General features: G+C 71.7%; 20 protein-coding genes and 1 pseudogene. 14 read left to right on the forward strand and 7 right to left on the reverse strand.

Annotation, left to right across the window (positions count from 1 at the left end):
• Positions 1-79: 79 nt before the first annotated feature.
• A complete protein-coding gene (locus HET64_RS18725; RefSeq protein ID WP_215107087.1) occupies positions 80-652 on the forward strand; it encodes a hypothetical protein in 573 nt (190 codons plus the stop codon).
• 264 nt (positions 653-916) lie between these two features.
• Positions 917-2,029, forward strand: a pseudogene (tal, locus tag HET64_RS18730) (transaldolase); the annotation flags it as partial.
• A gap of 842 nt (positions 2,030-2,871) precedes the next feature.
• Here the strand turns inward: tal and HET64_RS18735 are convergent.
• From HET64_RS18735 to HET64_RS18755, 5 genes are all read right to left on the reverse strand, one after another.
• On the reverse strand, positions 2,872-4,110 hold the full coding sequence (locus tag HET64_RS18735; RefSeq protein WP_215107091.1) for a hypothetical protein: 1,239 nt from the start codon (positions 4,108-4,110) through the stop codon (positions 2,872-2,874).
• Positions 4,107-4,664, reverse strand: a complete 558-nt coding sequence (locus HET64_RS18740; RefSeq protein WP_215107093.1) for a SigE family RNA polymerase sigma factor — start codon at positions 4,662-4,664, stop codon at positions 4,107-4,109. Before HET64_RS18740 ends, HET64_RS18735 begins: the two co-directional genes overlap by 4 nt.
• A 325-nt stretch (positions 4,665-4,989) precedes the next feature.
• Positions 4,990-5,556 (reverse strand): hypothetical protein, encoded by a 567-nt coding sequence (locus HET64_RS18745; protein WP_215107095.1) that lies wholly within the window; start codon positions 5,554-5,556, stop codon positions 4,990-4,992.
• Positions 5,553-8,111: a tetratricopeptide repeat protein gene (locus HET64_RS18750; RefSeq protein WP_251145519.1), complete on the reverse strand. Its 2,559-nt coding sequence runs from the start codon at positions 8,109-8,111 to the stop codon at positions 5,553-5,555. The genes HET64_RS18745 and HET64_RS18750 overlap by 4 nt, the downstream gene beginning before the upstream one ends.
• 835 nt (positions 8,112-8,946) lie before the next feature.
• Positions 8,947-9,531: a tetratricopeptide repeat protein gene (locus HET64_RS18755; protein WP_215107099.1), complete on the reverse strand. Its 585-nt coding sequence runs from the start codon at positions 9,529-9,531 to the stop codon at positions 8,947-8,949.
• A 152-nt stretch (positions 9,532-9,683) separates the two neighbouring features.
• Between HET64_RS18755 and HET64_RS18760 the strand changes: the two genes are divergently transcribed.
• Together HET64_RS18760 and HET64_RS18765 are read left to right on the forward strand one after the other, a co-directional pair.
• Positions 9,684-10,124 (forward strand): hypothetical protein, encoded by a 441-nt coding sequence (locus tag HET64_RS18760; RefSeq protein WP_215107101.1) that lies wholly within the window; start codon positions 9,684-9,686, stop codon positions 10,122-10,124.
• A gap of 60 nt (positions 10,125-10,184) precedes the next feature.
• Positions 10,185-10,424 carry a hypothetical protein gene (locus HET64_RS18765; RefSeq protein ID WP_215107103.1) on the forward strand — a complete coding sequence of 80 codons (240 nt, stop codon included), beginning with the start codon at positions 10,185-10,187 and terminating at the stop codon, positions 10,422-10,424.
• A 167-nt stretch (positions 10,425-10,591) separates the two neighbouring features.
• Here HET64_RS18765 and HET64_RS18770 read toward each other — a convergent pair whose 3' ends face one another.
• Together HET64_RS18770 and HET64_RS18775 are read right to left on the reverse strand one after the other, a co-directional pair.
• Positions 10,592-11,746 carry an agmatine/peptidylarginine deiminase gene (locus HET64_RS18770; protein WP_215107105.1) on the reverse strand — a complete coding sequence of 385 codons (1,155 nt, stop codon included), beginning with the start codon at positions 11,744-11,746 and terminating at the stop codon, positions 10,592-10,594.
• A 130-nt stretch (positions 11,747-11,876) separates the two neighbouring features.
• Positions 11,877-12,503: a TetR/AcrR family transcriptional regulator gene (locus HET64_RS18775; protein ID WP_215107106.1), complete on the reverse strand. Its 627-nt coding sequence runs from the start codon at positions 12,501-12,503 to the stop codon at positions 11,877-11,879.
• A gap of 177 nt (positions 12,504-12,680) precedes the next feature.
• On the opposite strand from HET64_RS18775, the gene HET64_RS18780 reads away from it, so the two are divergent.
• From HET64_RS18780 to HET64_RS18825, 10 genes are all read left to right on the forward strand, one after another.
• Positions 12,681-13,262 (forward strand): TetR/AcrR family transcriptional regulator, encoded by a 582-nt coding sequence (locus HET64_RS18780; RefSeq protein WP_215107108.1) that lies wholly within the window; start codon positions 12,681-12,683, stop codon positions 13,260-13,262.
• A 344-nt stretch (positions 13,263-13,606) separates the two neighbouring features.
• Positions 13,607-14,317, forward strand: coding sequence for an urease subunit gamma (gene ureA / locus HET64_RS18785; RefSeq protein WP_215107110.1), 711 nt, complete (start codon positions 13,607-13,609; stop codon positions 14,315-14,317).
• Complete coding sequence (locus tag HET64_RS18790; protein WP_215107112.1) at positions 14,314-16,062, forward strand: urease subunit alpha; 1,749 nt, start codon at positions 14,314-14,316, stop codon at positions 16,060-16,062. Before ureA ends, HET64_RS18790 begins: the two co-directional genes overlap by 4 nt.
• A 121-nt stretch (positions 16,063-16,183) precedes the next feature.
• Complete coding sequence (locus tag HET64_RS18795) at positions 16,184-17,200, forward strand: agmatine/peptidylarginine deiminase (RefSeq protein WP_215107114.1); 1,017 nt, start codon at positions 16,184-16,186, stop codon at positions 17,198-17,200.
• Positions 17,201-17,271: 71 nt separating this feature from the next.
• Positions 17,272-18,933, forward strand: coding sequence for an ABC transporter substrate-binding protein (locus HET64_RS18800; protein WP_215107116.1), 1,662 nt, complete (start codon positions 17,272-17,274; stop codon positions 18,931-18,933).
• On the forward strand, positions 18,930-19,889 hold the full coding sequence (locus HET64_RS18805; RefSeq protein ID WP_215107118.1) for an ABC transporter permease: 960 nt from the start codon (positions 18,930-18,932) through the stop codon (positions 19,887-19,889). The genes HET64_RS18800 and HET64_RS18805 overlap by 4 nt, the downstream gene beginning before the upstream one ends.
• Positions 19,886-20,746, forward strand: a complete 861-nt coding sequence (locus HET64_RS18810; RefSeq protein ID WP_215107120.1) for an ABC transporter permease — start codon at positions 19,886-19,888, stop codon at positions 20,744-20,746. Before HET64_RS18805 ends, HET64_RS18810 begins: the two co-directional genes overlap by 4 nt.
• On the forward strand, positions 20,743-21,732 hold the full coding sequence (locus tag HET64_RS18815; RefSeq protein ID WP_215107122.1) for an ABC transporter ATP-binding protein: 990 nt from the start codon (positions 20,743-20,745) through the stop codon (positions 21,730-21,732). The genes HET64_RS18810 and HET64_RS18815 overlap by 4 nt, the downstream gene beginning before the upstream one ends.
• Positions 21,725-22,522 (forward strand): ABC transporter ATP-binding protein, encoded by a 798-nt coding sequence (locus tag HET64_RS18820; protein ID WP_215107124.1) that lies wholly within the window; start codon positions 21,725-21,727, stop codon positions 22,520-22,522. Before HET64_RS18815 ends, HET64_RS18820 begins: the two co-directional genes overlap by 8 nt.
• A 67-nt stretch (positions 22,523-22,589) precedes the next feature.
• Positions 22,590-23,747, forward strand: a complete 1,158-nt coding sequence (locus HET64_RS18825; protein ID WP_215107127.1) for an agmatine/peptidylarginine deiminase — start codon at positions 22,590-22,592, stop codon at positions 23,745-23,747.
• Positions 23,748-23,968 lie beyond the last annotated feature (221 nt).

Raw genomic sequence — 23,968 nt, forward strand, 5'->3', positions numbered from 1 at the left:
CGCCCGACCCGCCCGAGAATCGTGCCCGCCTCCCGGCGGGGACGACGTCCCCACAATCCACTACTCACGAAGGATCGCCATGACGGAACGCAACACGTTCGTTCGCAGCGCGCACGACCTAGGTCTCGCGGCTTGGCTGGGGGGCTCCCTCATGGGTGCTGTCGGCGTGAACGGGGCTGCCGAGGAAGAGGGTGTCACCGAGGTCGGGACCGCGCGCATCGCATCGGCCGGCTGGGCACGGTGGGCGCCGCTGGGTGCCGTCGCCATAGGCGCCCACCTGCTCGGCGGTGCCGGGATCCTGATCGCGAACCGGAACCGGGTCCGCGGCCAGAAGGGTGTCACCGCTTCCACCGTCGCCAAGACCGTCCTGACCGGGGCCGCTCTCGCCGCCACGGCGTACGCCCGGGTTCTGGGCAAGAAGGTCGATCTCGCCACGTCACAGAAGGAAGAGGACCAGGAGGCGGCCGAGGAGTTCCCGGTGGACCTGTCACAGGCGCAGTCACAACTCGCCCTGATGCAGTGGGCGGTGCCCGCTCTGACCGCCGGTCTGGTCGTTCTCAACGCCGTGCACGGTGAGCAGCAGCGGCCCTCCCAGCAGGTCCGCGGAGCTGTGCGGCACACCCTGGACGCGGTGAACCCGCAGAAGCGGTAGCTGCCGCGCGGCACGGTTCTGCCGCCGCCGCTTCTCCCCGGCGGCGGCAGGTGGCGCAATCGAAGAGGCTGTACGCCTCCGTGCGCCGTTAGCGTTGCGCTACTTACCAGTAGGAACCGCACCGGCGTTTCCGGAGAAGGACGTCGAGACTTCGAGTCCTCGCAGCAGAGCGATCCGTTCAGACGAGAAGAACGACCGTACCGAGCGCCGCCGCCCAAGATGCGCTCTCAGCGCGAACGGCGCCGCACCCTTTTGGAGGTTTCCATGTCCGCCCCCTCTGACTCCGGCCCGCTTGCCGCTCTGTCCGCCGCGGGGGTGTCGGTCTGGCTCGATGACCTCTCCCGGGAGCTCCTGGCCGGCGGTGAGCTCAAGAAGCTGATCACGGACAAGCACGTAGGGGGAGTCACCACGAACCCCACGATCTTCGCCTCCGCCCTGTCCAAGGGGAACCGATACAACGAACAGCTGCGCCGCCTGGGCGCCGAGGGGGCCGCCGTCGATGACGCGGTATTCGCTCTCACGACCGATGACGTACGGGCCGCGTGTGACGTCTTCCGCCCTGTCCACGAGAGTTCTGGGGGTGTCGACGGCCGGGTCTCCATCGAGGTGGATCCCCGGATGGCGCAGGACGCCGACGCCACTGCCACCATGGCCCGCAGGCTGTGGGAGGCGGTCGACCGCCCCAATCTGTTCATCAAGATCCCGGCCACCCGCAAGGGGCTCAAGGCCATCACCGCTGTCCTCGCCGACGGCATCAGCGTCAACGTCACGCTGATCTTCTCCCTGGAGCGCTACCGCGAGGTGATGGACGCCTATCAGAGCGGACTGGAGCAGGCCCGGGAGGCGGGGCGCGACCTGGCGGACGTCCACTCGGTCGCCTCGTTCTTCGTTTCCCGCGTCGACACCGAAGTCGACCACCGCCTCAACGCGATCGGTACGAACGAGGCGCAGGTGCTCAGGGGCAAGGCCGCGGTCGCCAACGCCAGGCTGGCCTACCAGGCGTACGAGCAGTCGCTCGCGAAGCCCCGCTGGCAGCGTCTCGCCGCAGCCGGAGCCCGCGTGCAGCGTCCCTTGTGGGCGTCCACCGGCGTCAAGGACCCGTCCTACCCCGACACCATGTATGTCAGCGAACTCGTCATCGTGGGCACCGTGAACACCATGCCCGGCACCACCCTGGACGCGTTCGCCGATCACGGCACCCTCCCCGCCCATGCCCCGACAGCGGATACCTTCGCGGCCGCCGCCGCCCACCTGGAGGCGCTGGAAGATGCCGGTGTCGACTTCGGGGACGTCACGGACACGCTGGAGCGAGAAGGCCTGGCCAAGTTCGAGGACAGTTGGCGGGAACTCGGGGAATCCGTGCAGCGCGAAATGCGCGCCGAGGCCGCCAGCACGGACGGGCCAGGAGCCGGCCCGGTGAGCGACGCGGAGAACGCCGGTCTGCTGGCGATCTACCTCAACGACCACTACGCCGGCGCCACCGGTGGTCTGGAACTCTTCCGGCGGGCCGCGAAGACGTCCCCGAACTCGGCGGACGCCGCAGTGCTGGCCGATCTGGCCCAGCAGGTCGAGGAAGACCGTGACGCACTGGCACGGATCATGGCCGACCTGGGCGTGCCCACCAGCCAGTCCAAGGCAGCCATGGGCTGGCTCGCGGAGAAGGCGGGCCGCCTCAAGCCGAACGGCCACATCCTCTCCCGCTCTCCGCTCAGCGACCTCCTGGAAACGGAATCGATGTTGCTGGGCGTCCTGGGCAAGGCAGCCTGCTGGCGAACCCTGCGCATCCTGGCCGAATCCGATGATCGCCTCTCCGCCGACCGCCTGGACACGCTCCTGGAACGCGCCGAGCAGCAGAGCGAGACCCTGGAAGAACTCCGCTCCGCGGCGGCTTCCCGAACGCTCCTGCCTCGGCCCTCCGACACCCGATGACGTGACCCGGCACCGGCGAGCCGGGTCAGGTGGGCGGGCAGCACGGACAAGCTGGGGGCGGCTCGACCAGGCCCGCAGCGGCCCCCATGAACCGCTGAGTGGCCGGTTCGCCGAGTTGATCGTCGGGCCGGGCCGGCGACGGCGGCGCCGGCATGCCGCGAGTAGCAGGCCCCTGTCGATCGGTGGATCGGGCTGGGCGCGACTCTTCGCGGAGCCGGATGAGACGTCTGGACGGGAGACGGTCCCGCCCAGGCGCTCCCGGACGGCCTGCCCGTACCCGGTCCGGGCTCTCAGCTCCGGGCGAAGATCGGCTCCCAGCGCCCCGCGGAGTGGTCTTTGGGCGTGCGGGCTCCACTGAGGGAGACCGTCTTCCCGCTGCCGACGCCGACCAGCACCAACCGGTTCTCGTACTCCCCGGCACCCGGCGCGATGTCCCAGGCGATCAGCCGCGTGGCGTCGACCCAGACGAGGAGTTCCTGGCCCCGCAGCTTGGCGATCCGCTTGCCTGTTCGGGGATCGAGAACCTGGGTTGCGGTGGTCTTCGTGCCTCCCGCGAAGGGCCCGGCGACGAGCCGGCCGTCCGGGGAGAGACCCGCGGGCGCGGACACGAGGTCCACGTACGCCTCCTCGGCGGGTGCGGTCACCGCCTTTCCGTCGAAGTCGCGGTAGATGACACCGGGGTCCATGTTGATGGGCTCGTACAACAGGGTGCCGTCGGCGTTGAAGCGCAGGTTCTCGCCGGAACCGAAGCCGCCGCCTCCGCCGGCGTACGCGGGCAGTGCCTGCCAGTCGGAGGCTCCCGTCGCCACATCGACGACGGCGAACCCGGTGCGGCAGGGCACCCGCCACGGCTCGAAGCCGTCGTTCACCTCGACCTTGTGGGACCAGTAGGCCCGGTCCGGATTCTTGTCGTACGTAGTGGCCACCAGCTTGCTGCCATCCGGCGAGAAGGACAGACCACCCGCGCCCTGTGCCAGCGGGATCCAGCGGGCCACCTTCCCCGTACGGAGGTCGAGGAGCCCGATACGCCGGGCCGGCAGTTCGCGTTCCAGTACGGCGGCGGTACGCATGCCGGGCGCCACGGCGAGGAAGGACCAGCGCTCGTCCATCTCGTACCGGCCGGTCTTCTGGTTCAGCACCGAGTAGGTCCGCTCGACGATCTCGTCGCGGTTCGGCTGCTCGACCTTCCGGGAAGTGGAGTACCCGGCGAGGACCTGATCTCCGACGGCGATCTTGTCACGAGGCGGGGACTGGTCGACATGGCTCAGGACGTCGTGGGCGGAGGCTTCGCCGCCGACCACGTGGAGTCCTCCGCCGCGGCCGGTTTTCGGGTCGCCGGCGTCGAGCAGCATGGGCACGCCCACCGCCGAGGCGACGACCAGGGCCGTGGTGGCCGCGGCGGTGGCGAGGGTACGGGCCCGGCGACGCCGCCGCTCGGCGAGAATCCGGCCGGCCAGGCCGGAGGGCGGGGGCGGGACATCGGCGGCCTGCTCGCGCAGGGAGTCCCGGACAAGTTCCTCGACGTTCACGGTCGTACCTCCACTGCGGCGAAACCGCGGGGCAGCGGCTCCTCGGCGTCGGACCGGCCGAGGGCGGTGAGTTCGGGCGCATGGGCGCGCAGCCGGGCCAGCGAACGGTGGGTGGTGGACCGCACGGTGCCGACGGAGCATCCGAGGAGACGGGCCACATCGGCCTCGGGCAGATCCTCGAAGTAGCGCAGCACGAGGACGGTGCGCTGCCGCGCGGTGAGCCGCGACAGGGCCTCACGCATCACCAGACGCAGATCGGCGGCAGCCGCACCGTCCGCGCCGCTGCCCCGGTCGGGCGGCTCGGCAACCGTCAGCTCCCGTCTGCGCCCCTTCAACCGCCAGCGGCTGACCTGCTGCCGGTAGAGGATCTGGCGGACGTACGCCTCGGGTTCGTCGATCCGGCCCCACCGCCCGGCTGCCTTGACCAGCGCGTTCTGCAACAGGTCCTCACCCGCATGGCGGTCCCCGCCGCTGAGCAGCACGGCCGTCCTCAGCAAGGCCCCCGAGCGGTTGCTCACGAACTCCCGGAAGCTCTCCTGACCTGCCGCGTCCATGGTCACCTTTCGCTTTCCCGGACGGGCCCCCTGCCCCTCCCCGACCGTACTGACGCGCGCGGCTACCCGCCGCTATGCCTCCTGATCCAGCCGGCCTCGCCCCGGTCCGACAGGACGCCGTCGGTGTCGTAGAGCATGTACCAGCCGGGCGGCACCATCGTGGGGTTGGTCCGGCACGTTCACGCTCACGTCGCCGTTCCTCCTTCTTGAGGTGCCATCTCATTCGGTGTGTCTGCGACAGCGCATGAGGGCGCCGGCGGTGCTCGTGAAGGCGAGGAAGCGCTCGGCCTCAGCGCCCTTCCCCAGGCGGTCGGTTGCTGCCCGATCAAAATCCGGGGCGGTACGCGAAGAACAGGGCTCCGACAAGGGCCACTGCGATAAGGCCCAGCACTATTCCGACCAGCGCGGAGAGGGGCCCCGTCCATACCGTGTGCAGAGCCCACACGACCGCCCCGACGAGCAGCCGGGAAAGCGAGACCATGATTCCGTCGACGATCTTTACCACGGTGAAGGTTTTGGCGACAACGGTGGCCAGCGAGCAGCCCAGTGCCATTCCGACGAACACGCCGGCCGCCTGGGCGAAATCCGTCGGCCCGAGGCGGTGTCCGAGCAGGGCGCCCCCGCACGCCCCGGCTCCGGTCAGGACGAGTCCCCAGGCCCCGCGGGCGCCGAGGGCCAGGGCTTCTCTGTCCATGCTGCCGGGTGCCGTTCTGCTGCGCAGAGAGGGCACCTCTTTCAGCAGGAGGAGGCCGCCCAGTAGGTCTGCGGCGGCGAAGCATCCCACGAAGGCGCCGATGACCGCGCCGGTTCCGCCGTCCAGAAGCGCGCCCGCAAGGGCTCCCAGTGCGAGGCCGAGAAGACCGGCCAGGCGTTGTATGCCGGCTTCGTTCATCGTGTGGCCTTTCGGGAGGAGACGTGTGCGGTGGCCGCCGCCCGGGCCGCCAGTTCCTCGGCGGACCGGGCGGGCCCGGGGGCGTTGAGCACGCTCGTGAGTCCACGCAGCATGTGGTGGTAGTGGCCGTGCAGCGCGACGGGCCGCTCTGACAGGAGGTGGTGGTAGATCTCCACGGCTTGTTCCGCCGCCGCGAGCGCCGCGGCGTGGTCGCCCGAACGCATCAGGTAGTGGGAGAGGTTGCTCCAGGAGTCCGCGAGTTCGGGGGCCATGGAGGCGGGGTTGTACCGGGCGAGCCGACGCCGGATCTCCAGTGCCGTGTGCTGGGTCTCCGCGGCTTGGCGCGGTTGTCTTCGCGTGTCGTGACAGGCGGCCAGGTTGTGCAGGGCGCTCGCCAGGTCCGCCTCGTAGGCGGCGGGCATGGCTCGGCTCAGACGTCGGTAGATATTCACCGCCTCGCGCTGCAGGGCCAGGGCCTTGCGCCTGCGTCCGACGCGTGCCGAGGCGATGGCCAGACCGTTGAGGCTCTCGGCGAGCCCGGGTTCGTGCTCGGACGGCCGGGCCCGTACCAGGCGCCGATAGATGGACACGGCTTCGCGATGCCGGTCGAGGGCCTCGGCACGGCTGTCCATCGCCGTCATCGCGGAGCCGAGGTTGTTCAGTGCCGTCGCGAGTGCGGCCTTGTGGGCGGCGGGTCCGGCCCTGGCCAGGAGGCGGCGGGCGAGGACCGCGCGTTGCGCGGGGTGTACCGCTTCGTCGTCGCGGCCGACGTTGGACAGCCGCAGCGACAGGTCGCTCAGTGCCGCGGCGTAGTCCTGCCGGTACGCGGCTGGGTACTGACGCTCCAGGTCCGCCCACAGCAGCACGGCCGTCTCGGTGGCTCGGAGTGCTTCGTCGTGCAGTCCGGCGTGGAACAGCCGGGTCCCGAGCCGGTCGTGGATACGGGCCCGCTCGGCGGGACTTCGTGCGGCGGCGAGCCGGTGGGGAGCGAGCCGTCGGCAGATCCTGGCGATCCCGGGATCGAGGTCGACGACCCGGTGCTCCGGGAAGGCGGACGCGACGGCTTCCAGTACCTCGGGCCCGATGTCCGCCAGGCCCGCGAGCAGGAAAAGAGCGGAGTTGCCCGCTTCCATGGCCAGCCGCGGATCGGTGACCAGCATCGGATAGAGCTGGCCGGTGCCTACATGCGGCCACCGGGCGGCGGCGGAGGCGAGGAAGGTGACGGCGCGTGGAGCCCAAGGTCGGGGCGCCTCCGTGCCGGCCCGTTCCAGCAGCGCGGACGTGGTCGGGGCCGCCCAGCCGCGCGCCGGATAGTCGGCCCGGTGCCCGGGAAGGGTCAGGGCGAGGAAGTCCTCCGCCAGCCGGTCGGGGTACAGCGGCTCCAGGACGGTTCCTCGGGTCGGATCCGCGGGCGGATAGCAGCGGGCATGGTCGGCGAGTACCCGGTGGGGGTTGCCGGGGACACCGGCCGCCCGTAGAGCCCGGACGCCGGTCGGGACGCTGCTGGGGCCGGTCAACGTGGCGGTGAACACCGTCCGGTTGATCACACCGGGCGGTGTCGAGGGGGCCTGCTCGGGCGGGTCCAGCCGGGGGGCGTCGTCCCCGTAGAGGTTCTCCCAGTGCAGTTGCTCCCGGTCGAGCAGGTAGACGGTCAGTGCCTCCAGCCCGTGTGGGGGCCGTGTCCCCGCGGCTCGGGCGTCGACCCAGACGAGCGCGGCCATGTGGAGGGCCAGTGTCAGGCCGAAGCCGGGGTCGTCGAGGGCGGGCGGGGTGCCGGTGTCCGGGGGAACGCCGTAGCAGGCGGCGAATCCGGTGCGCGCCGCCCGGAACATCTCGCTGCGTTGCCCGCCCGTCGTGCCGTCGGCGCCGGTCTCCGCCAGCGGCGCCAACTGTTGCGAGGAGGTGCCGGCCTGGTGGTTGCTGAGCGCGGCGCGCACCGCCGGCCATCCCTCGGCGCCGCGTCCGAGCATGAGCACCCGGGTCCGTACACCGGGGCGGTGCAGCAGCACGTTGCTCATCAACCAGGTGAGATGGGTCAGGGGCCAGCGGTCCGCGTAGTCCACGATGAGGAGCAGGCCGGCAGCGCCGTCCAGTCGCAGGTCCTGGCTGCCCGGCGCGGGCAGTACCGCGCCGGGTCCGTGGGTCGCGGTAGCCGCCTTCCAGCCCTGCTCGACGGTGGAGGCGGCGAACTCGTCGGCAAGCCGTGTCTTGCCCTGGCCCCCGGGGGCGTGCAGCCAGCGGACCGCGAGCCGTGGTCCGGAGTCGCGCCACTGCCGCAGTTCGGCGAGCTCGGTGTGCCGGCCGGTGAAGGGTACGACCCCGAAGCGCGCGTTGAGCATGCGGCTGGGCAGCTCCATCAGGAACGCGGTGTCGCCCGGGGGCCGCGAAGCCCACGCCTCCAGGACGTACAGCGGGACACCCGCGCCGAAGACATGGATGTCCGCGCCGATGGTGCCGAAACCGTAGCCGCTCTCCACGTGGACGTTCTGGACCGCCTGCGACCATGTGGGCTCCGAGCCCGGGGAGGTGACAGGCACGGGGGCGGGGTCGGGCATCTCGGTCACGGCGCGCCTCCTGGGCCCTCGCTCTCCGTGTCCTCGTCCGCACGAGTGTGGGGACGGGGAGCAGCACGGGGTGCGGCCGTCGCGTGGGCGAGGACGTTCCCGAACACGGCCGCGTTCACCCGTCCCCGCTCGCGCGCGGTGTTGTCCCGCACCCCGTACCGGCCGCCGGGCGGCAGTTCCTCGCTCTCTGCCGCCACCTGGGCGCGGCGCGCAGCTGGTCGGCCGGTTCGGGATGGCGAACCAGCGGCATGGTGAGCTGTGCTGACCAGAAGGGGACGAGAGTCTCGCGCACGCGGTCTGCCCCGGGTGACCCCACCACCACGGACTCATCGGCGTCGAGCCGCCTTCCCCGTTCGGTGGTTGCGGCGACGTCCCCGCGGCCGGGCAGTCGGGCCCCGCGTCCGCCCTCGTCCCAGGCACTGGTGGCCATGGCCGCGAGGGGAGTCGTCGCTCCGGACATCGCGGGAACCGCCGCTGTCTCTTCGAGCACGAGATCATCTCCGTTCGGATGCGCCGGCCCTTACCCGCGCGGCCCGTGCACTGTCCCGGGTCGCGAGAAGACAAGTCCCCTGGATCTGTGACCGGCGGACATCGCCGAGGCTGCTCAAGCGGTTGCACCTGCCGTCGAAAGCGTAGCCCGAACCCGCGCCTCTACTCGGGCAGTTGTCGTTCTCCGCCGTGTGCCCCGGGCGCATTCAGCCTGACTTGGCGATGCGGTCGGGGTCACTGGGGTACGGCGGGGTGGACGCCGATGCGCCGGCCGTGCGCCTCCCTCGTACAGCGACTGCGAGGTCGGGGTCAGGGAGCCGACGCGCGGGTCCGTTGGTCAGCCGCCCGCGTTCCGTTCCGCGATCCGCAGATTGTTGGCGATGCCCGCACGCACCGGGTGCCCGGCCGGCAGGCTCGTGCTCCGGGCGTGGGCGCGACGCAGGACGGTGAGGCCGTCGCGGCGGAGGCCTGCGGCGAAGAGGGTCGCACCGAGGGTGTTGGCGGTGGTGAGGGTGGACTCGTGGCCGGCTCCGAGAAGGCGGGCGCGGCGCTGCCAGGTGTCGTCGAGAACCGCGACAGACGCGGAGACGTCGCCCTGGATGGCCAGGGCCCCGCCCAGGTTGTGAGCGCAGTCGAGGGTCGCGGGGTCGTCGGAGCCCCAGGCGCGGGCCGCACGGTCGGTGGCCTCGCGGGCGATCTGCACGGACGCGGTCGCCTTGCGCTGCTGGTAGAGAGTGGAGCCGAGCAGGTTGAGCAGGCCGATGGTCTCCCCGTGGTTCGCTCCCAGTTCCGCCTCGCAGTCGGGCAGCAGGCGGCGCAGGAGGACCTCCGCCGCGGCGAAGTCGCCGGTGTCGAACAGGACACGCGCCGTGCGAAGCTGCCGGCGCAGGCCGGTGCGGTTCGGGCCCTTGCGACGCCACACGGCGCCCCCTCGCCCACGGCGTCCCCGCCGCGTCGGTGTTCCGGTGGTGTGGCCGACCACCGTACAACCGCTCCCCGTTGATCAGGAAGGTCGCGGGCACGGGCCGCGCCGCAGTGGCACGATGGGGAGGGCACGGCAACGGGAGGACACCCATGATCGAATCCCTGGCGGCGATCGCGACGGCCGCTTCGACGACGCTCGTCGCCGCGATGGCGACCGACGCCTGGGGCGCCGCGCGCTCCGGGTTGCTGCGGCTGTTCCGGCGGAACGACGCACCCGAACAGGGGGCACTGGTCGCGCTGTTGGAGAGCGAGGCCGCTCTGGTCTCCGAGGCGGAGGATCCGGAGGCGGCGCGCCGTCAGCTGGCACCGGCGTGGCAGTTGCGGCTCGAGCGGTTCCTTCACGCGCACCCGGAGGTGGCCGACGACGTGCGCGAGCTGACCCGTCGGCTGCAGGACGAACTGCCCGCCCAGCAGCGCCACTGGGTGCAGCACGTCGAGGCGCGCGACCACGGACAGGCGTTCGGCGCCCAGGGGGGCAACGTGATCGTCCATCAGGGCCCCGGCGCCGGCCACGGCGACCGCGCGACGTGAGCGAGAAGCACGTCGGCGCGACGGGCGGGTTCGCCCACGGTGTCGGCGGCGCGGACATCCATGTGTTCGGCGACGCAACCCCGTTACTCCGGGCAGCTCGCCGTGGACGCGCCGCAGCGGAGCCGCTCCTTCGCGTTCGTGACCCGCGCGCACGACCTGCACCATCCCGGTTCCCTGTTGCGGCGGTCCCCAGCCCGTTCGGGCGACGCCGAACGCGCGGCTCCGGCCCGGTCCGGCGGGGACGATCCGGTCGTGCGAGACCTGCTGCGCCTCGCCGACGTGATGGCCACCCGCCACTGACGACTCAGGGGCGTGGGCGTCGGAGTGACGCCAGGGGGAATCTGTCGGTTGGCCACCAGCGGTCGACCGATCCGAAGAAGCCGGTCCGAGCGATGCTTCGTCGCTCCGACCGGCTTCTTCGCCGTGCTGGATGCGATCCGGTCGAGGTGCGGCGCGGTGGACGCGGGTCAGTCGACCGGCTCGCCGGGCTGGTCGTGCGTGGCGCAGTGGATGCCGCCGCCCCCGGAGGCCACGGTGTCGATCACGACCGGCACGATGTCGCGGTCGGGGAACTGCTCCTGGAGGATTCCCCGGGCCCGGTCGTCGGCCTTGCGGTCGCCGAACCTGGGCATGAAGACCGAGTCGTTGGCCACGTAGAAGTTGGCGTACGTCGACACGAAGTCGTCGCCCTCGCCGGTGATCCTGTCCAGGTCGGGCTGCGGCAGGTCGATCACCTCGAAGCGCCGGCCGCGGGCGTCGGTCGCCCTGCTCAGCACCGCCCTGGCCTGGTCGGCCGCGCGTGACCAGGAGTCCGGGGGAGTGCCGGGAAAGGCCTGGTCCAGGAGCACGACGCCCGGCGCGGTGAAGCGGACGAGGCTGTCCACGTGGGCGTCGGTGATGTCCTGGCCGCGCACACCCTTCAGCCACACCACCTTGTCGACCCCCAGGGTCTCGATGAGGTCGGCCTCGATGTCGTCCCGGCTCAGCCCCGGGTTGCGGTTCTCGTTGACGATCGAGCTCTCGGTGATCAGCAGGGTGCCCTCGCCGTCGGTCTCGAAGGAGCCGCCTTCGGAGACGAGAGGGGCCTCGACCCGCGGAATCCCGTACTTCGAAAGGAGGGTGCGGCCGACCCGGGCGTCGTTCGCGTGCTCCTGCTTGTCGCCCCAGCCGTTGAAGTTGAAGTCGACCCCGATGACCTCGCCCCCTTCCTCGACGAACACCGGGACCGTGTCGCGTGCCCACATGTCGTCCACCGCGAGGGGGATGACCTCGACCTGCGAGCCGCAGGCCCGCTGGGCGGCCTTCCGCTGATCGGGCCTGGCCATCATGACGACGTACTCGTACTCCGCGATGGCGCGGGCGATGCGGGCGATGTCCTCGCGGACGTACGGGAGGTCCTCCGCCCACACCGATTCCAGGGCGGGCCACGACATGAAGGTGCGCGCGTGGCTGTCCCACTCCGCACCGAAGCGGCGTTCCCCTTCGGACGCGCGGTCGGAGCCGGTGCCGACGGCTCCGGAGGCGGAATCGTCGGGGCCGCAGGCCACGGCCCCAAGAGCGAGTGCGCCGAGTCCGGCAAGGGTGCGGAGGGCCGTACGGCGGGTGGGGGGACGGTGGGACACGATGGGCTCCGATCGTGGACGTTCACAGGCTATCCGGGTGCGTGGGGTGCGGCGCGGCGGTCTGCGGCCCCGGCGCGAGCGCCGGTTCGGTACTGATGGCACTGTGACACTGACTGAAAATTCAGTCAAGTCAATCGGGCTCGTCGGCCTGTCGCAGGCCATGTGCCGACGGGGTGGCGCTCCGGGCGAGGTGGGCCACCTCCACCCCGATCGCCTCGCGCATTCCGGCACGGGCGTCCGACAGGGGCAGGATGCCGCTGAGCCACCGCGCGCTGAGGCCTTCGAGCAGGGCGGTCAGCCGCTCCGCGCCGGCGGTGAGCGCGGATTCCGGCGCCGTCGGCAGGACCGCGCCCAGCTGGTCGGCCACCTCCCGGACCCAGATCACGCTCGCCAGGGCGAGTTCGTCCCGCAGCGCGGGGTCGAACACGGCGCTCGCGCGAAGCTCGCCCCAGGCGGTGCTGTTCTCGCGCACGTGGGGGAGGTCCTGGAGCTCCAGCAGGAGCGCCTGCTCCAGCCGGCGCAGCGGTTCGGCCGCCACGTCGGCGGCCGACTGCTCGGTGGTGTACCGCTCGGCGCGGTTGCTGACGAAGGCCAGGGTCCGCCGGAGCAGGCCGGTGCGGTCCTCGAAGTGGTAGTAGATCAGGGCCTTGGAGACGCCTGCCTCGGTCGCCAGTTCCTCCACCCGCAACCCGCGCACGCCACGGCGTGCGATGACGGTGGCCGCTGCCTCCAGGATGGCCGTTCTGCGGTCGCTCACCGCGTGCTCCTTCTCGTGGGGGTGCCCTCCCGGGGCACCGGTCGATGGCGATGCCAACTGTTGACTGAAACTTTAGTCAATGACTTGGCCGTCCGAAGCCGCGCGATCCTCGGGCTTCCTCGGGCGGGGCGGCTGCCGGGTGCGGGCGGCCCGGGCCGGACCGGTAGGTTGGTCGTCATGGCGTCCCGTAATACCCGGATTCTCGAAGCGGCCGCACGGGTGATCGCCCGGCGCGGTGTCCGCGGCCTGCGCGTGGAGGAACTCGCGGCCGAGGCGGGCGTTTCCACCGGGTTGATCTACTACCACTTCAAGGACCGCACCGGGATCCTCCGGCACACCCTGGAGTTCATCAACGACCGGGCGGAGCGCTACACGACGCTCCGGGCCCCGGACGCGCCGCCGCTGGCGCCGCGCGAGGAACTCGAACAGATTCTGCTGCTGGAGTTGCAGGACACCGCTGAGGTCCGGGAGAACAGTGCGGCCTGGGGGGAGTTGCGGGCGAGTGCCGTCTTCGATTCGGCTCTGCGTGAGGATCTCGCCCGGGCGACGCTGGTGTGGGTGCAGGAGGTGGCTTCCCTGCTGGGTCAGGTGAGGCCCATGGCTCCGGCCGCGAAGCTGGCGGCCGCGGCCGAAAGGCTCACGGCGCTGCTGGAGGGGCTGAGCATGCGCTGGCTCAGTGGCGGGCTCGCGATCGACCATGCGAGGACCCTCATGGAGGGCGGCATCGAAGCGGAGCTGTCCGGCCTGGAATCGCGGTAGCGACCCCCTCCTTCCCGTGGTGCTTTTCCGGGGGCTGCCTCCCCGTCGGCTCTCCTCCGTATCCGCGTGCATTTCTCCGTACCGCAACTCTTGACTGAATTTTCAGCTAGTGCCACAGTGATGCCACCGCGAGCCCGATAGCTGTGGCTCCTCCCTCGACCGCCACCGCCTCGAACTGCCGGAAGCGCGGCGGTATCCGCCGTCGGCCGGGGTGTCGTCCGGCCGGTGCGGTTCCCCTGGGGGTCCGGTGTGGGGTACGAGTCTCGAACGAAATTCCGGAGGAAGAGCGTGCTGCTGATAGCTGTGATCCGAGTGCGGGCCCACGCGGCCCGTCAGGGGCGGTCATGCCGCTGACGCCCACGGAGCGGGACCGGCTGCTGCTGTTCACCGCGGCGGAACTGGCCCGCGCCCGCCGGGCGCGGGGGCTCCGTCTCAACGTCCCCGAGGCGACCGCGTTGATCGCGGACACGGTGTGCGAGGCGGCCCGTGACGGGCATCGGCTGGCCGTGGCGATCGAGCGCGGCCGATCCGTCCTGACCTTCGACGAGTTGCTGCCCGGGGTCGCGGACGTGGTCACCGAGATCCAGGTCGAGGCCGTGTTCGAGGACGGCTCACGGCTCGCCGTCGTCAGCGATCCCTTCGGCGGGGGCCGCCAGGGCGACATGGCTCCCGGGGCCGTGCTGCCCGGCCCCGCCGACGCCGGATCCGAACCCGTCCTGCTCCTCACCGTGCGCAACACCGCTCCGGTGCCGATCAGCGTGACGTCCCACTTCCACTTCTTCGAGGCGAACCCACGGCTGAGCTTCGACCGGGCCGCCGCCTACGGCATGCGATCGGCCGCCCCGGCCGGCTCGACGACGCGGTTCGACCCGGGGTGCACGGCCGAGATCGGCCTCGTCCCGATCGGCGGGGCGCGGACGGTCCTCGGCTTCGCGGGCCTGGTCGACGGCCTCCTCGACGCCCCCGGAGCCAAGGAAGAGGCGCTGCGCCGCGCCTCCGACCGCGGATACCTCGGTGCGTCCCCGTCGCACGGAGAGCAGGAGGTGACCGGATGAGCAGGCCCACCCGCCACGGCGACCACTGTGCGCCCGGCAGCCGGCACACCGATCCGCACGAGTACGCGGCCGTGCACGGCCCCCGCGCCGGCGACCGGGTGCGACTCGGTGACTCGGGGCTCGTGGTGCGCGTCGAGTCGGACAGCCAGAAGCCGGGCGACGAGTTCCTCGCCGGATTCGGGAAGACCGCGCGGGACGGCCTGCACCTCAAAGCCGCCTCCGTGGCCGGGACCTGTGACGTGGTCATCAGCAACGTCCTGGTCATCGATGCCGTACAGGGCATCCGCAAGGTGTCCATCGGCATCCGCCGGGGCCGCATCCACGCGATCGGCCGCGCCGGGAACCCGGACACGCTCGACGGTGTGGACGTCGTCGTCGGCACCGGCACGACGATCGTGTCGGGGGAGGGGCTGATCGCCACCGCCGGTGCCGTCGACACCCACGTACACCTGCTCTCGCCGCGGATCATGGAGGCGTCCCTGTCGTCCGGCGTGACGACGATCATCGGCCAGGAGATCGGCCCGGCCTGGGGCGTCGGAGTCAACTCCCCCTGGGCGCTGGGGCACGCCTTCAACGCCTTCGACGCCTGGCCCGTCAACATCGGCTTCCTCGCACGGGGCTCGTCCTCCGACCCCGCGCCGCTGGTGGAGGCGCTGGTCGAGGGCGGGGCCTGCGGCTTCAAGGTCCACGAGGACATGGGCGCCCACACCCGGGCCCTGGACACCGCCCTGCGCGTCGCCGAGGAGCACGACGTCCAGGTCGCCCTGCACAGCGACGGTCTCAACGAGTGCCTCACCGTCGAGGACACCCTCGGCGTCCTGGACGGCCGGACGATCCACGCCTTCCACATCGAGGGCTGCGGTGGCGGCCACGTGCCGAACGTGCTCAAGATGGCGGGCGTGCCGAACGTCATCGGCTCCTCCACCAACCCGACGCTGCCGTTCGGGCGGGACGCGATCGACGAGCACTACGGCATGATCGTCTCCGTTCACGCGCTGAAGACGGATCTGCCCGGCGACGCGGCCCTGGCCCGTGACCGGATCCGGGCCGGGACCATGGGCGCGGAGGACGTCCTGCACGACCTCGGCGCCATCGCCATCACCTCCTCCGACGCGCAGGGCATGGGCCGCGCCGGCGAGACCGTCCGGCGCACCTTCGCCATGGCGGGCAAGATGAAGACCGAGCTGGGCCCCATGGACGGCGACGGTCCGCACGACGACAACGCCCGGGTGCTCCGTTACATCGCCAAGCTGACCATCAATCCGGCCATCGCCCACGGGCTCGCCGCCGAGATCGGCTCCATCGAGGTCGGCAAGATGGCCGACATCGTGCTCTGGCGCCCGGCGTTCTTCGGCGCGAAGCCGCAACTGGTCCTGAAGAACGGCTTTCCCGCCTACGGAGTCACCGGCGACCCCAACGCCGCCACCGACGCCTGCGAACCGCTCGTGCTCGGACCGCTGTTCGGCGCGCACGGAGCCACCCCGGCGGATCTCTCGGTCGCCTTCGTGAGCCGTGCTGCCGCCGAATCGGACTCCTTCGGCGGGCCGCACGACACGCTGGTGACGCGGCGTCGGCGAGTGGCCGTGCGCGGCACGCGCGGCATCGGCCCGGCGGACATGATCGCCAACAGCCGTACGGGGGAGGTCCAGGTCGACCCGCGCGACGGCCTGGTCAGCCTGGACGGGCAGCCCCTGCGCTCGGAACCGGCCGGGAGCGTCTCCCTCAACCGCCTCTACTTCCTCTGACCGTTCCTCCCACCGACACCCAGGTCTCGGGCATGTCCGCGGACAGTCCGCAGACATGCCACAGAATCTGACTGAAAATTCAGTCGATCCCGTGCTGAGTACGACAGAAATGAGTTCCGTCATGGCCCCGTCGTTCCGTATGCCCGCCGAGTGGTCCGAGCACGAGGGGTGCCTGATGGCCTGGCCCACCCGCGCCGACCTCTGGGGCGAGGTCCTCACCCCGGCGAAGGGCGAGTACGCGGAGGTCGCCCGGGCGATCGCCGCGTTCGAGCCCGTCACCATGGTCGCTCCCCCCGGCAGCGGCGAGGACGCCCGCAGGTGGTGCGGTGACGACGTCGACGTCATCGAACTGCCCCTCGACGACTCGTGGTTCCGGGACAGCGCCCCGCTCTTCGTCCTCGACGGAAGCGGCCGCCGCGCGGGCGTCGACTTCCGGTTCAACGCCTGGGGAGGGAAGCACACGCCCTGCGACTCCGACGACCGCGTCAGCGGCCTGCTCCTCGACCACCTGGCGGTCGAGCGCATCCACTCCGACATGATCCTCGAAGGCGGGGCGATCACCGTCGACGGCGAGGGGACGCTGATCACCACGGAGCAGTGCCTGCTCCACCCGAACCGGAACCCCGGCATGCGCCGCGAGGACATCGAGGCCGAGCTGAAGGCCCGGCTCGGCGTCACCAAGGTGATCTGGCTTCCGTACGGGGGGCTTCTCGACAGCGAGACCGACGGCCACGTCGACGGCGTCTGCGCCTTCGCGGCCCCCGGCACGGTCGTCGTCTCGCTCCCCGAGGACCCCACACACCCCGACTACGCCCGTATGCGCGCCAACCGCGCCGTGCTGGAGGTCACGAGCGATGCCCAGGGGCGGCCCCTGAAGATCATCGACATCCCGCAGACCTCCTTCACCGCCATCGCCGGCGGCGAGGTCGAGGTGTCGTACCTGAACTTCTACGTCGCCAACGGCGGTGTGGTCGTCCCCGTGGCCGGTGCGCCGCAGGACGAGAGCGCCCTGCGCACGATCGCCACCGCCTACCCCGGCCGCAAGGTCGTCGGCGTACGGGCGCCGGCGATCGCGTACGGCGGTGGCGGCGTGCACTGCGTCACCCAGCAGATCCCCCGCGCGCCCCGCACGGCATGACCCCGCCCACCATCCGGCACGGCGGACGGGCACCCCGTCCGTCCGCCGTGCCGCACGGAGAGAGAGCCACGATGACCAAGCCACCCCGGCCCGGCACCGGCGGACGCCGCCCGCGCGGCCGGTACACCGCGATGACGGGCGCACTGGCCTGCCTCGCGGTGCTGGCGGCCTGCGCCGGACCGCCGACCGGCGGAGCGGACTCCTTCGGCAGCCCCTCCGCCCTGTCGTCCGGCACTCCCCGGGCCGCCGGAGAGATCGACTCGTTCTCCTGGGCCGTGTACGCGGAGCCGCCGACGCTCGACTACACCGTCGCCTTCGACTACCCGCAGAACACGATCCTGTCCAACGTCTGCGAGAGCCTGATGCGCTGGACCCCGGGCCTCACCGTCGAGCCGGGCCTGGCACGCAGGGCCACCAACCCCGACCCGACCACCTGGGTCTACGACCTCCGCGCGGGCGTGCGCTTCCACGACGGCCGCACGATGTCGGCCGACGACGTGGTCTTCAGCCTCGAACGGCAGCGCGACCCGGACAACGCGGCGGCCTGGGCCCAGATGTTCCAGAACGTCACCGCCGTCACCAGGACCGGCCCGCTCCAGGTCACCGTGGAGCTGAAGCGGCCCGACTCCCAGTTCCCGCAGTACATGGCGACAGCGGCGGGCGTCGTCGCCTCCAGGGCGGCCGTCGAGAAGGCGGGACGGGACTACGGGACGACCGGGGACCTCGCCTGCACCGGGCCGTACCGGCTCCGCGCCTGGCACAAGGGCCAGTCCATCGAACTGGAAAGGTTCGACGGCTACCGGGGCACCAGGGCGAAGGCGGCCGCGGTCGTGTTCCGCTTCCTGACCGACCCGTCCGCCCGGACCAACGCCCTGCTCAGCGGCGAGGTCGACGGCGGCTACCTGATTCCCACCGAGAGCTACGCCCGCCTCCGGGGCAGCGGCGCGGGCACCCTCTACTTCGGCGAGGGCCTCAGTACGGTCAACGTCAGCATCACCAACCTGAAAGGGCCGCTCGGCGACCTTCGCGTACGCCGCGCCCTCTCACTGGCGCTGGACCGGACCGGATTCGTGAAGGCCGGGCTGGGGAACGCGGGCAGCGCCACCGGATCGCTCACCACACGCGCCGCCTGGGCCGGCCCGCCGGAGGCCACCCGGAAAGCGGCCTTCGACGGGCTGCCGCCGACGGAAGTGGACCTCGACAAGGCCAGAGAGCTGATCCAGGAGGCCGGTGCCACCGGCGCCGAGCTCACCGTCGCGACCAGCTCCATCGGCCAGGACGTCTCCCTGCTGGCCACCGCGGTCCAGGCGGCGGGCACCCGGATCGGGCTCGACATCCGGCTCAAGTCCATCGCCCCCAACGCCTTCACCGCCCTGTTCACCGACCCCGGCGCGCGCGAGGGCATCGACATGTTCCCGCTCACCTACTACAACTCCATCACCGATCCGCTGGACCTGCTGGCCAACTTCAAGACCGGCGCGTACCTCAACTTCGCCGGATACAGCGACAAGAGCTACGACGAAGGCGTCGAGCGGGCCACCGCCGAATACGACCCCGGGCGGCGCGCCGGGATCGTGGCCGGGCTCCAGCGGCACGCCGCCGGCCACCTGCTGTGGATCCCCGTCGCCGAGTGGCCGACCTCCCTGTTCCTCAACAAGAGGATCACCGGCGCCCCCACCACCATCGCGTACATGTACTACCCGTGGGCCGCAGACGTGGGGGCCGCGCCATGAACCTCCTGAGATTCGCCGCACGGCGCGTGGCGGAGATGGCCGCCACGCTCCTCATCGCCTCGTTCGTCGTGTTCGGCGCCATGTACCTGGCCCCCGGCTCCCCGGCGAGCTTCCTGCTCACCGGCCGGTCCGCCTCTCCCGAAGCCGTCGCCGCGATCAACGCCCAGTACCACCTGGACGCCCCGTTCGCCGTCCGCTACCTCCGCTGGCTCGGCGACATGGCGCAGGGCGACTTCGGGCGCTCCCTCACCTACCGCACGGACGTCGCCGGCCTCCTCGCCGACCGCCTGCCCACCACCCTGCTGCTGATCGCCATGGCGCTGACCGCGGTCGTCGCCGTCGGCCTGTTCCTCGGCCGGATCGCGGCCGTACGCGGCGGCGCCACCGACACGGCCGTACTGATCAGCACCACGATCGCCGTGGGCACGCCCTCGTTCGTCGCGGCCGTCCTGCTGCAAGGGCTGTTCGCCGTCAAGCTCGGCTGGTTCCCCAGCAGCGGCTCCGGCGACGGCCTCCTCGACACCCTGTGGCACCTCACCCTCCCGGCCGTCGCCCTCGCCCTCTACCTGATCGGCATGCTCGCCCGGGTCACCCGCTCCGCCATGCTCGAAGCCCTCGAAAGCGAACACGTCACCGTCGCCCGCAGCCGCGGCGTACCCGAACGGCACGTGATCCGCCGGCACGTGATGCGCAACGCCCTGGGCACCGTGCTCACCACCGGCGGCCTGATCGTCTCCACCCTGCTCGTCTGCACGATCCTCGTGGAGACCGCGTTCGGCGTCGGAGGGATCGGCCAGCTCCTCGAACTCGCCACCAGTACCAAGGACTTCCCGACCGTGCAGGCCATCTCCCTGGTCATCGTGGCCCTGTTCATGGCGGTGAACCTCCTCGTCGACCTGCTCCTCCCGGTGATCGACCCCCGGATCACCCTCGGCACGAGGGGGTCCGCCGCATGACCGCCGTCCTCACCCGCAGACCCGGTCTCTCCCGGATCAGGTCCCGTTCGGCCGGGTCACCCCTCCACGCGCTCTGCCTGGCCCTCGTCGTCCTCATCGTCCTCGCCGCACTGCTCGCCCCCTGGCTGGCCCCCTACGACCCGAACGCGGTCGACCTCACCCACGCCCTCGCCGGCACCACCGCGGACCACCCGCTGGGCGCCGACGCGGCCGGCCGCGACACCCTCTCCCGGCTCCTCGTCGGAGCCCGCGCCTCCCTGCTGGGCCCGCTCGGCGTCGTCGCCTTCTCCACCCTGCTCGGGGTAGCCGTCGGCACGGCCGCGGCCTGGCGCGGCGGCTGGCTCGACTCCGTACTCTCCCGCAGTACGGAACTCGTCCTCGCGTTCCCCGGCATGCTGCTGGCGATCCTCGTCATCTCCGTCCACGGCGAGGGCCTGCTCGCCCCCGTCGTCGCCCTCGCGGTGGCCTACCTCCCGTACGTGAGCCGGCTCACCCGGTCCCTCGTCCTGGCCGAACGGACGCGCCCCTACGTCAGCGCCTACCAGGTGCAGGGCCACTCACCGCTCGCCATCTGCGTACGCCACATCCTGCCCAACATCGCCCCGGTCGTCCTCGCCCAGGCCACCGTCAACTTCGGCTACGCGCTGATGGACCTGGCCGGTCTCTCCTTCCTCGGACTCGGCGTTCCTCCGCTCACCCCCGACTGGGGCCGCATGGTCTTCGACGGCCAGACGGCCATCCAGCACGGATACCCCCTGTCCGCGGTCCTGCCGTGCCTCCTGATCGTGCTGACCGTCGTCGCCTTCAACGTGGTCGGCGAGCGCTGGGCCGACCGGGTCGCCAGGAGGACCCCATGACAACGACGTACGCACTCGACATCCAAGGGCTGCGGATCACGCTCCCCGACACCGCGCGGCCCGTTCTCGACGGCGTCGACCTGACCGTCGCCGCGGGCGAGACCGTCGCACTCGTCGGTGAGTCGGGCTCAGGGAAGACCCTCACCTCGCGCAGCGCCCTGCGGCTGCTCCCACCCGGGGCGCTCACCGGGGGCACGGTCGCCGTCGCGGGCGACGACGTCCTCACCATGAGCGCCGAGCGGGTACGCGCCCTGCGCACCCGCACCACCGCGATGATCTTCCAGGACCCGAGAGCGGCCATCAATCCGCTGCGACGCATCGGCGACTTCCTCACCGAAGGCGTCGTCCTGACCAAGGCGATGAACCGGGCCGACGCGACCGCCCGCGCGACCGGACTCCTCCGGGAGGTGGGCGTCGACGACTCGGTCCCCGGCAAGTACCCGAGCCAGGTCTCCGGCGGCATGCTCCAACGCGTCATGATCGCCGCGGCCCTCATGGGCGACCCCTCCCTGCTGCTCGCGGACGAGCCGACCACCGCCCTCGACGTCACCACCCAGGCCGAGGTCGTCGCCCTCCTCGGCAGGCTCCAGAAGCGCTTCGGCACGGGCCTGCTGTTCGTGACGCACGACCTCGACCTGGCCGCCGCACTCAGCGACCGCGTCTACGTCATGTACGCCGGGCGGATCGTGGAGAGCGGCCCCGCACACGACCTGTTCGCCCACCCCCGCCATCCCTACACCGCGGCGCTGCTCGCCTCCACCCCCCGCCTCGACGCGCCGTCCGGACGGCTCCCCGCCATCGAGGGCCTGCCACCCGACCTGCGCACGGAGCTGACCGGCTGCCCCTTCGCCCCACGCTGCCCGCTGGCCACCGAGGTCTGCGACCAGCGCGATCCGGAGCCCCGCCCGGTCCCCGGCCGGCCCGGTCAGCGGGCCGCCTGCCACCACAGCGACCTTCTCGGAAGGAGCAGCGCGGCCGATGCCTGAACACGCCCTCCAGGCCGTGAACCTGACACGTGCCTACGGAGCCGTACACGCCGTGGACGGCGTCTCCTTCACCCTGCCGAGAGGCGGATCCCTCGGCATCGTGGGCGAATCCGGCTCCGGGAAGACCACCACCGCCCGGATCGTCGTGGGCCTCGAACAGGCCGACTCCGGCGAGGTGGTGGTGGGCGGAACGAACCGGCCCGCGACCGTACGGGGACGGGCGCGGCGCCTCGCCCGCGCCCGCGAGGTGCAGATGGTCTTCCAGGACCCCTACCTCTCCCTCGACCCGAGGACCTCCGTCGCGGCGGTCCTGCACGAGACCCTGCGCCTGCACTTCCCCGACCGCGACCGTCCCCGCCGGGTGCGCGAACTCCTCGACCAGGTCGGCCTCGCCACCCGGGCCGCCGACGCGAGGCCCGGACAGCTGTCCGGCGGCCAGCGCCAGCGCGTCGCGATCGCCCGCGCTCTCGCCGTCGAGCCGGCCGTCCTGGTCCTGGACGAGGCGGTCGCCGCCCTCGACGTGTCCGTCCAGGCGCAGATCCTCAACCTGCTCTCCGACATCCGCGAACAGACCGCCGTCGGCTACCTCTTCATCACCCACGACCTCGGTGTCGTCCGCAGCGTCACCGACGACGTCATCGTCATGCGCCACGGCCGGATCATCGAGGCCGGTGCCACCACCGACGTCCTCGCCGCACCCCAACACCCCTACACACGCCTGCTCCTGGACTCCGTGCCGCACCCCGGCTGGGACCCGGAGCGGATCGCCGCCGCCCGACGAACTCTGTGACACCACGTCACCGAGCGCTCCCCGTAACGCCCGTACCCCTTCGCGGGCAGACAACAGGAGGCATCACATGAGCGACAGCACGCGCCGCACACCCTCGGCATCCGGGCCGAGCAGACGCGGATTCCTGACGGCCGCCGGGTTGACCGCCGCGGGCGCGGCCCTGGCCGCCGTCCAGCCGAGCGCGGGCGCCACGCCGGTCCGGCGGCCCGCCGCCGGTGCCTATCGCGTCCCCGTCGAGGACGTCCGCCACACCCGCACCTGGATGGCCTGGCCCGACAGCACCGCGATCTGGGGCCGAGGGGCTCTCGCCGGCATCCAGGCGGACATCGCGCTGATCGCCCGTACCGTCGCCCGGTACGAGCCGGTCATCATGTGCGCCAACCCCGCGAGCGCCGCCAAGGCACGCTCCCAGTGCGGTACCTCGGTGACGGTCATCAGCTCCATCCCCGTCGACGACTGCTGGATGCGGGACTCCGGCCCGGTGTTCCGCACCGACGGAGCCGGCGGACTCGACGCGGTGGGCCTCAACTTCAACGGCTGGGGCCGGAAGCAGGCCCACGCCAGGGACGCGCTGGTCGCCGAACGGATCGCCGCGTACACCGGAGTGCCGTTCAGCCACGCCGAGTTCGTCGGCGAGGGAGGTGCCATCGAACAGGACGGCGCGGGAACCCTGATGGCGACCCGCAGCAGCCTCCTCAACCGCAACCGCAACCCCGGAATGACCGAGCGGACGCTGACGGCCGAGATGTGTGCGGCGTACGGGGCGTCCAAGGTCATCTGGTTCGACGGCGTCTACGGGCAGGACATCACCGACGACCACGTCGACGCCACCTCACGCTTCCTCGCCCCCGGCGAAGCCCTCGTCCAGATGCCGCTCGCGACGGACGACGACGCCTACGCCAAGGACGCCCGGCAGCAGTACCGCCTCCTCACCGAGTCGACGACAGCCGCGGGCGGACCGATGGACGTGACGCGGCTCCAGGGCCCGGACTACGAGAGGATCCGCTCCACCGACCCGGACTTCCTCGCCTCGTACGCGAACTACTACCTGTGCAACGACGCCGTCATCTGCGCCCACTTCGGTGACTCCCGCGCGGACACGGCGGCCAAGGCGACCCTGGCCCGCCTCTACCCCGACCGCACCATCGAGCAGCTCGACATCGACCGCCTCGGCACGGGAGGCGGCGGCATCCACTGCGTCACCCAGCAGCAGCCCGCGCGGTAGCGGGAGAGGCAGCTCGGTGGGGTGGGCGTGACATCACGTCCACCCCACCGGGCTGCCGTTCTCTCGGCTGGAAACCTTCATGTTCACCCGAAGGCCGCCCCCCGGGGGCCGGGGGGACCCCCGGCCAGGACGGCCTTACGGCCCGGCGGGCCCGATGCCGGTGGCGGTGCCCCACCCGGCAGGGCCTCCGGTGGCTCCCCTTCACCCCGCACCGCCCGTCC

Source organism: Streptomyces sp. McG3 (assembly GCF_018619185.1).
In the GTDB taxonomy this organism is placed as follows: domain Bacteria; phylum Actinomycetota; class Actinomycetes; order Streptomycetales; family Streptomycetaceae; genus Streptomyces.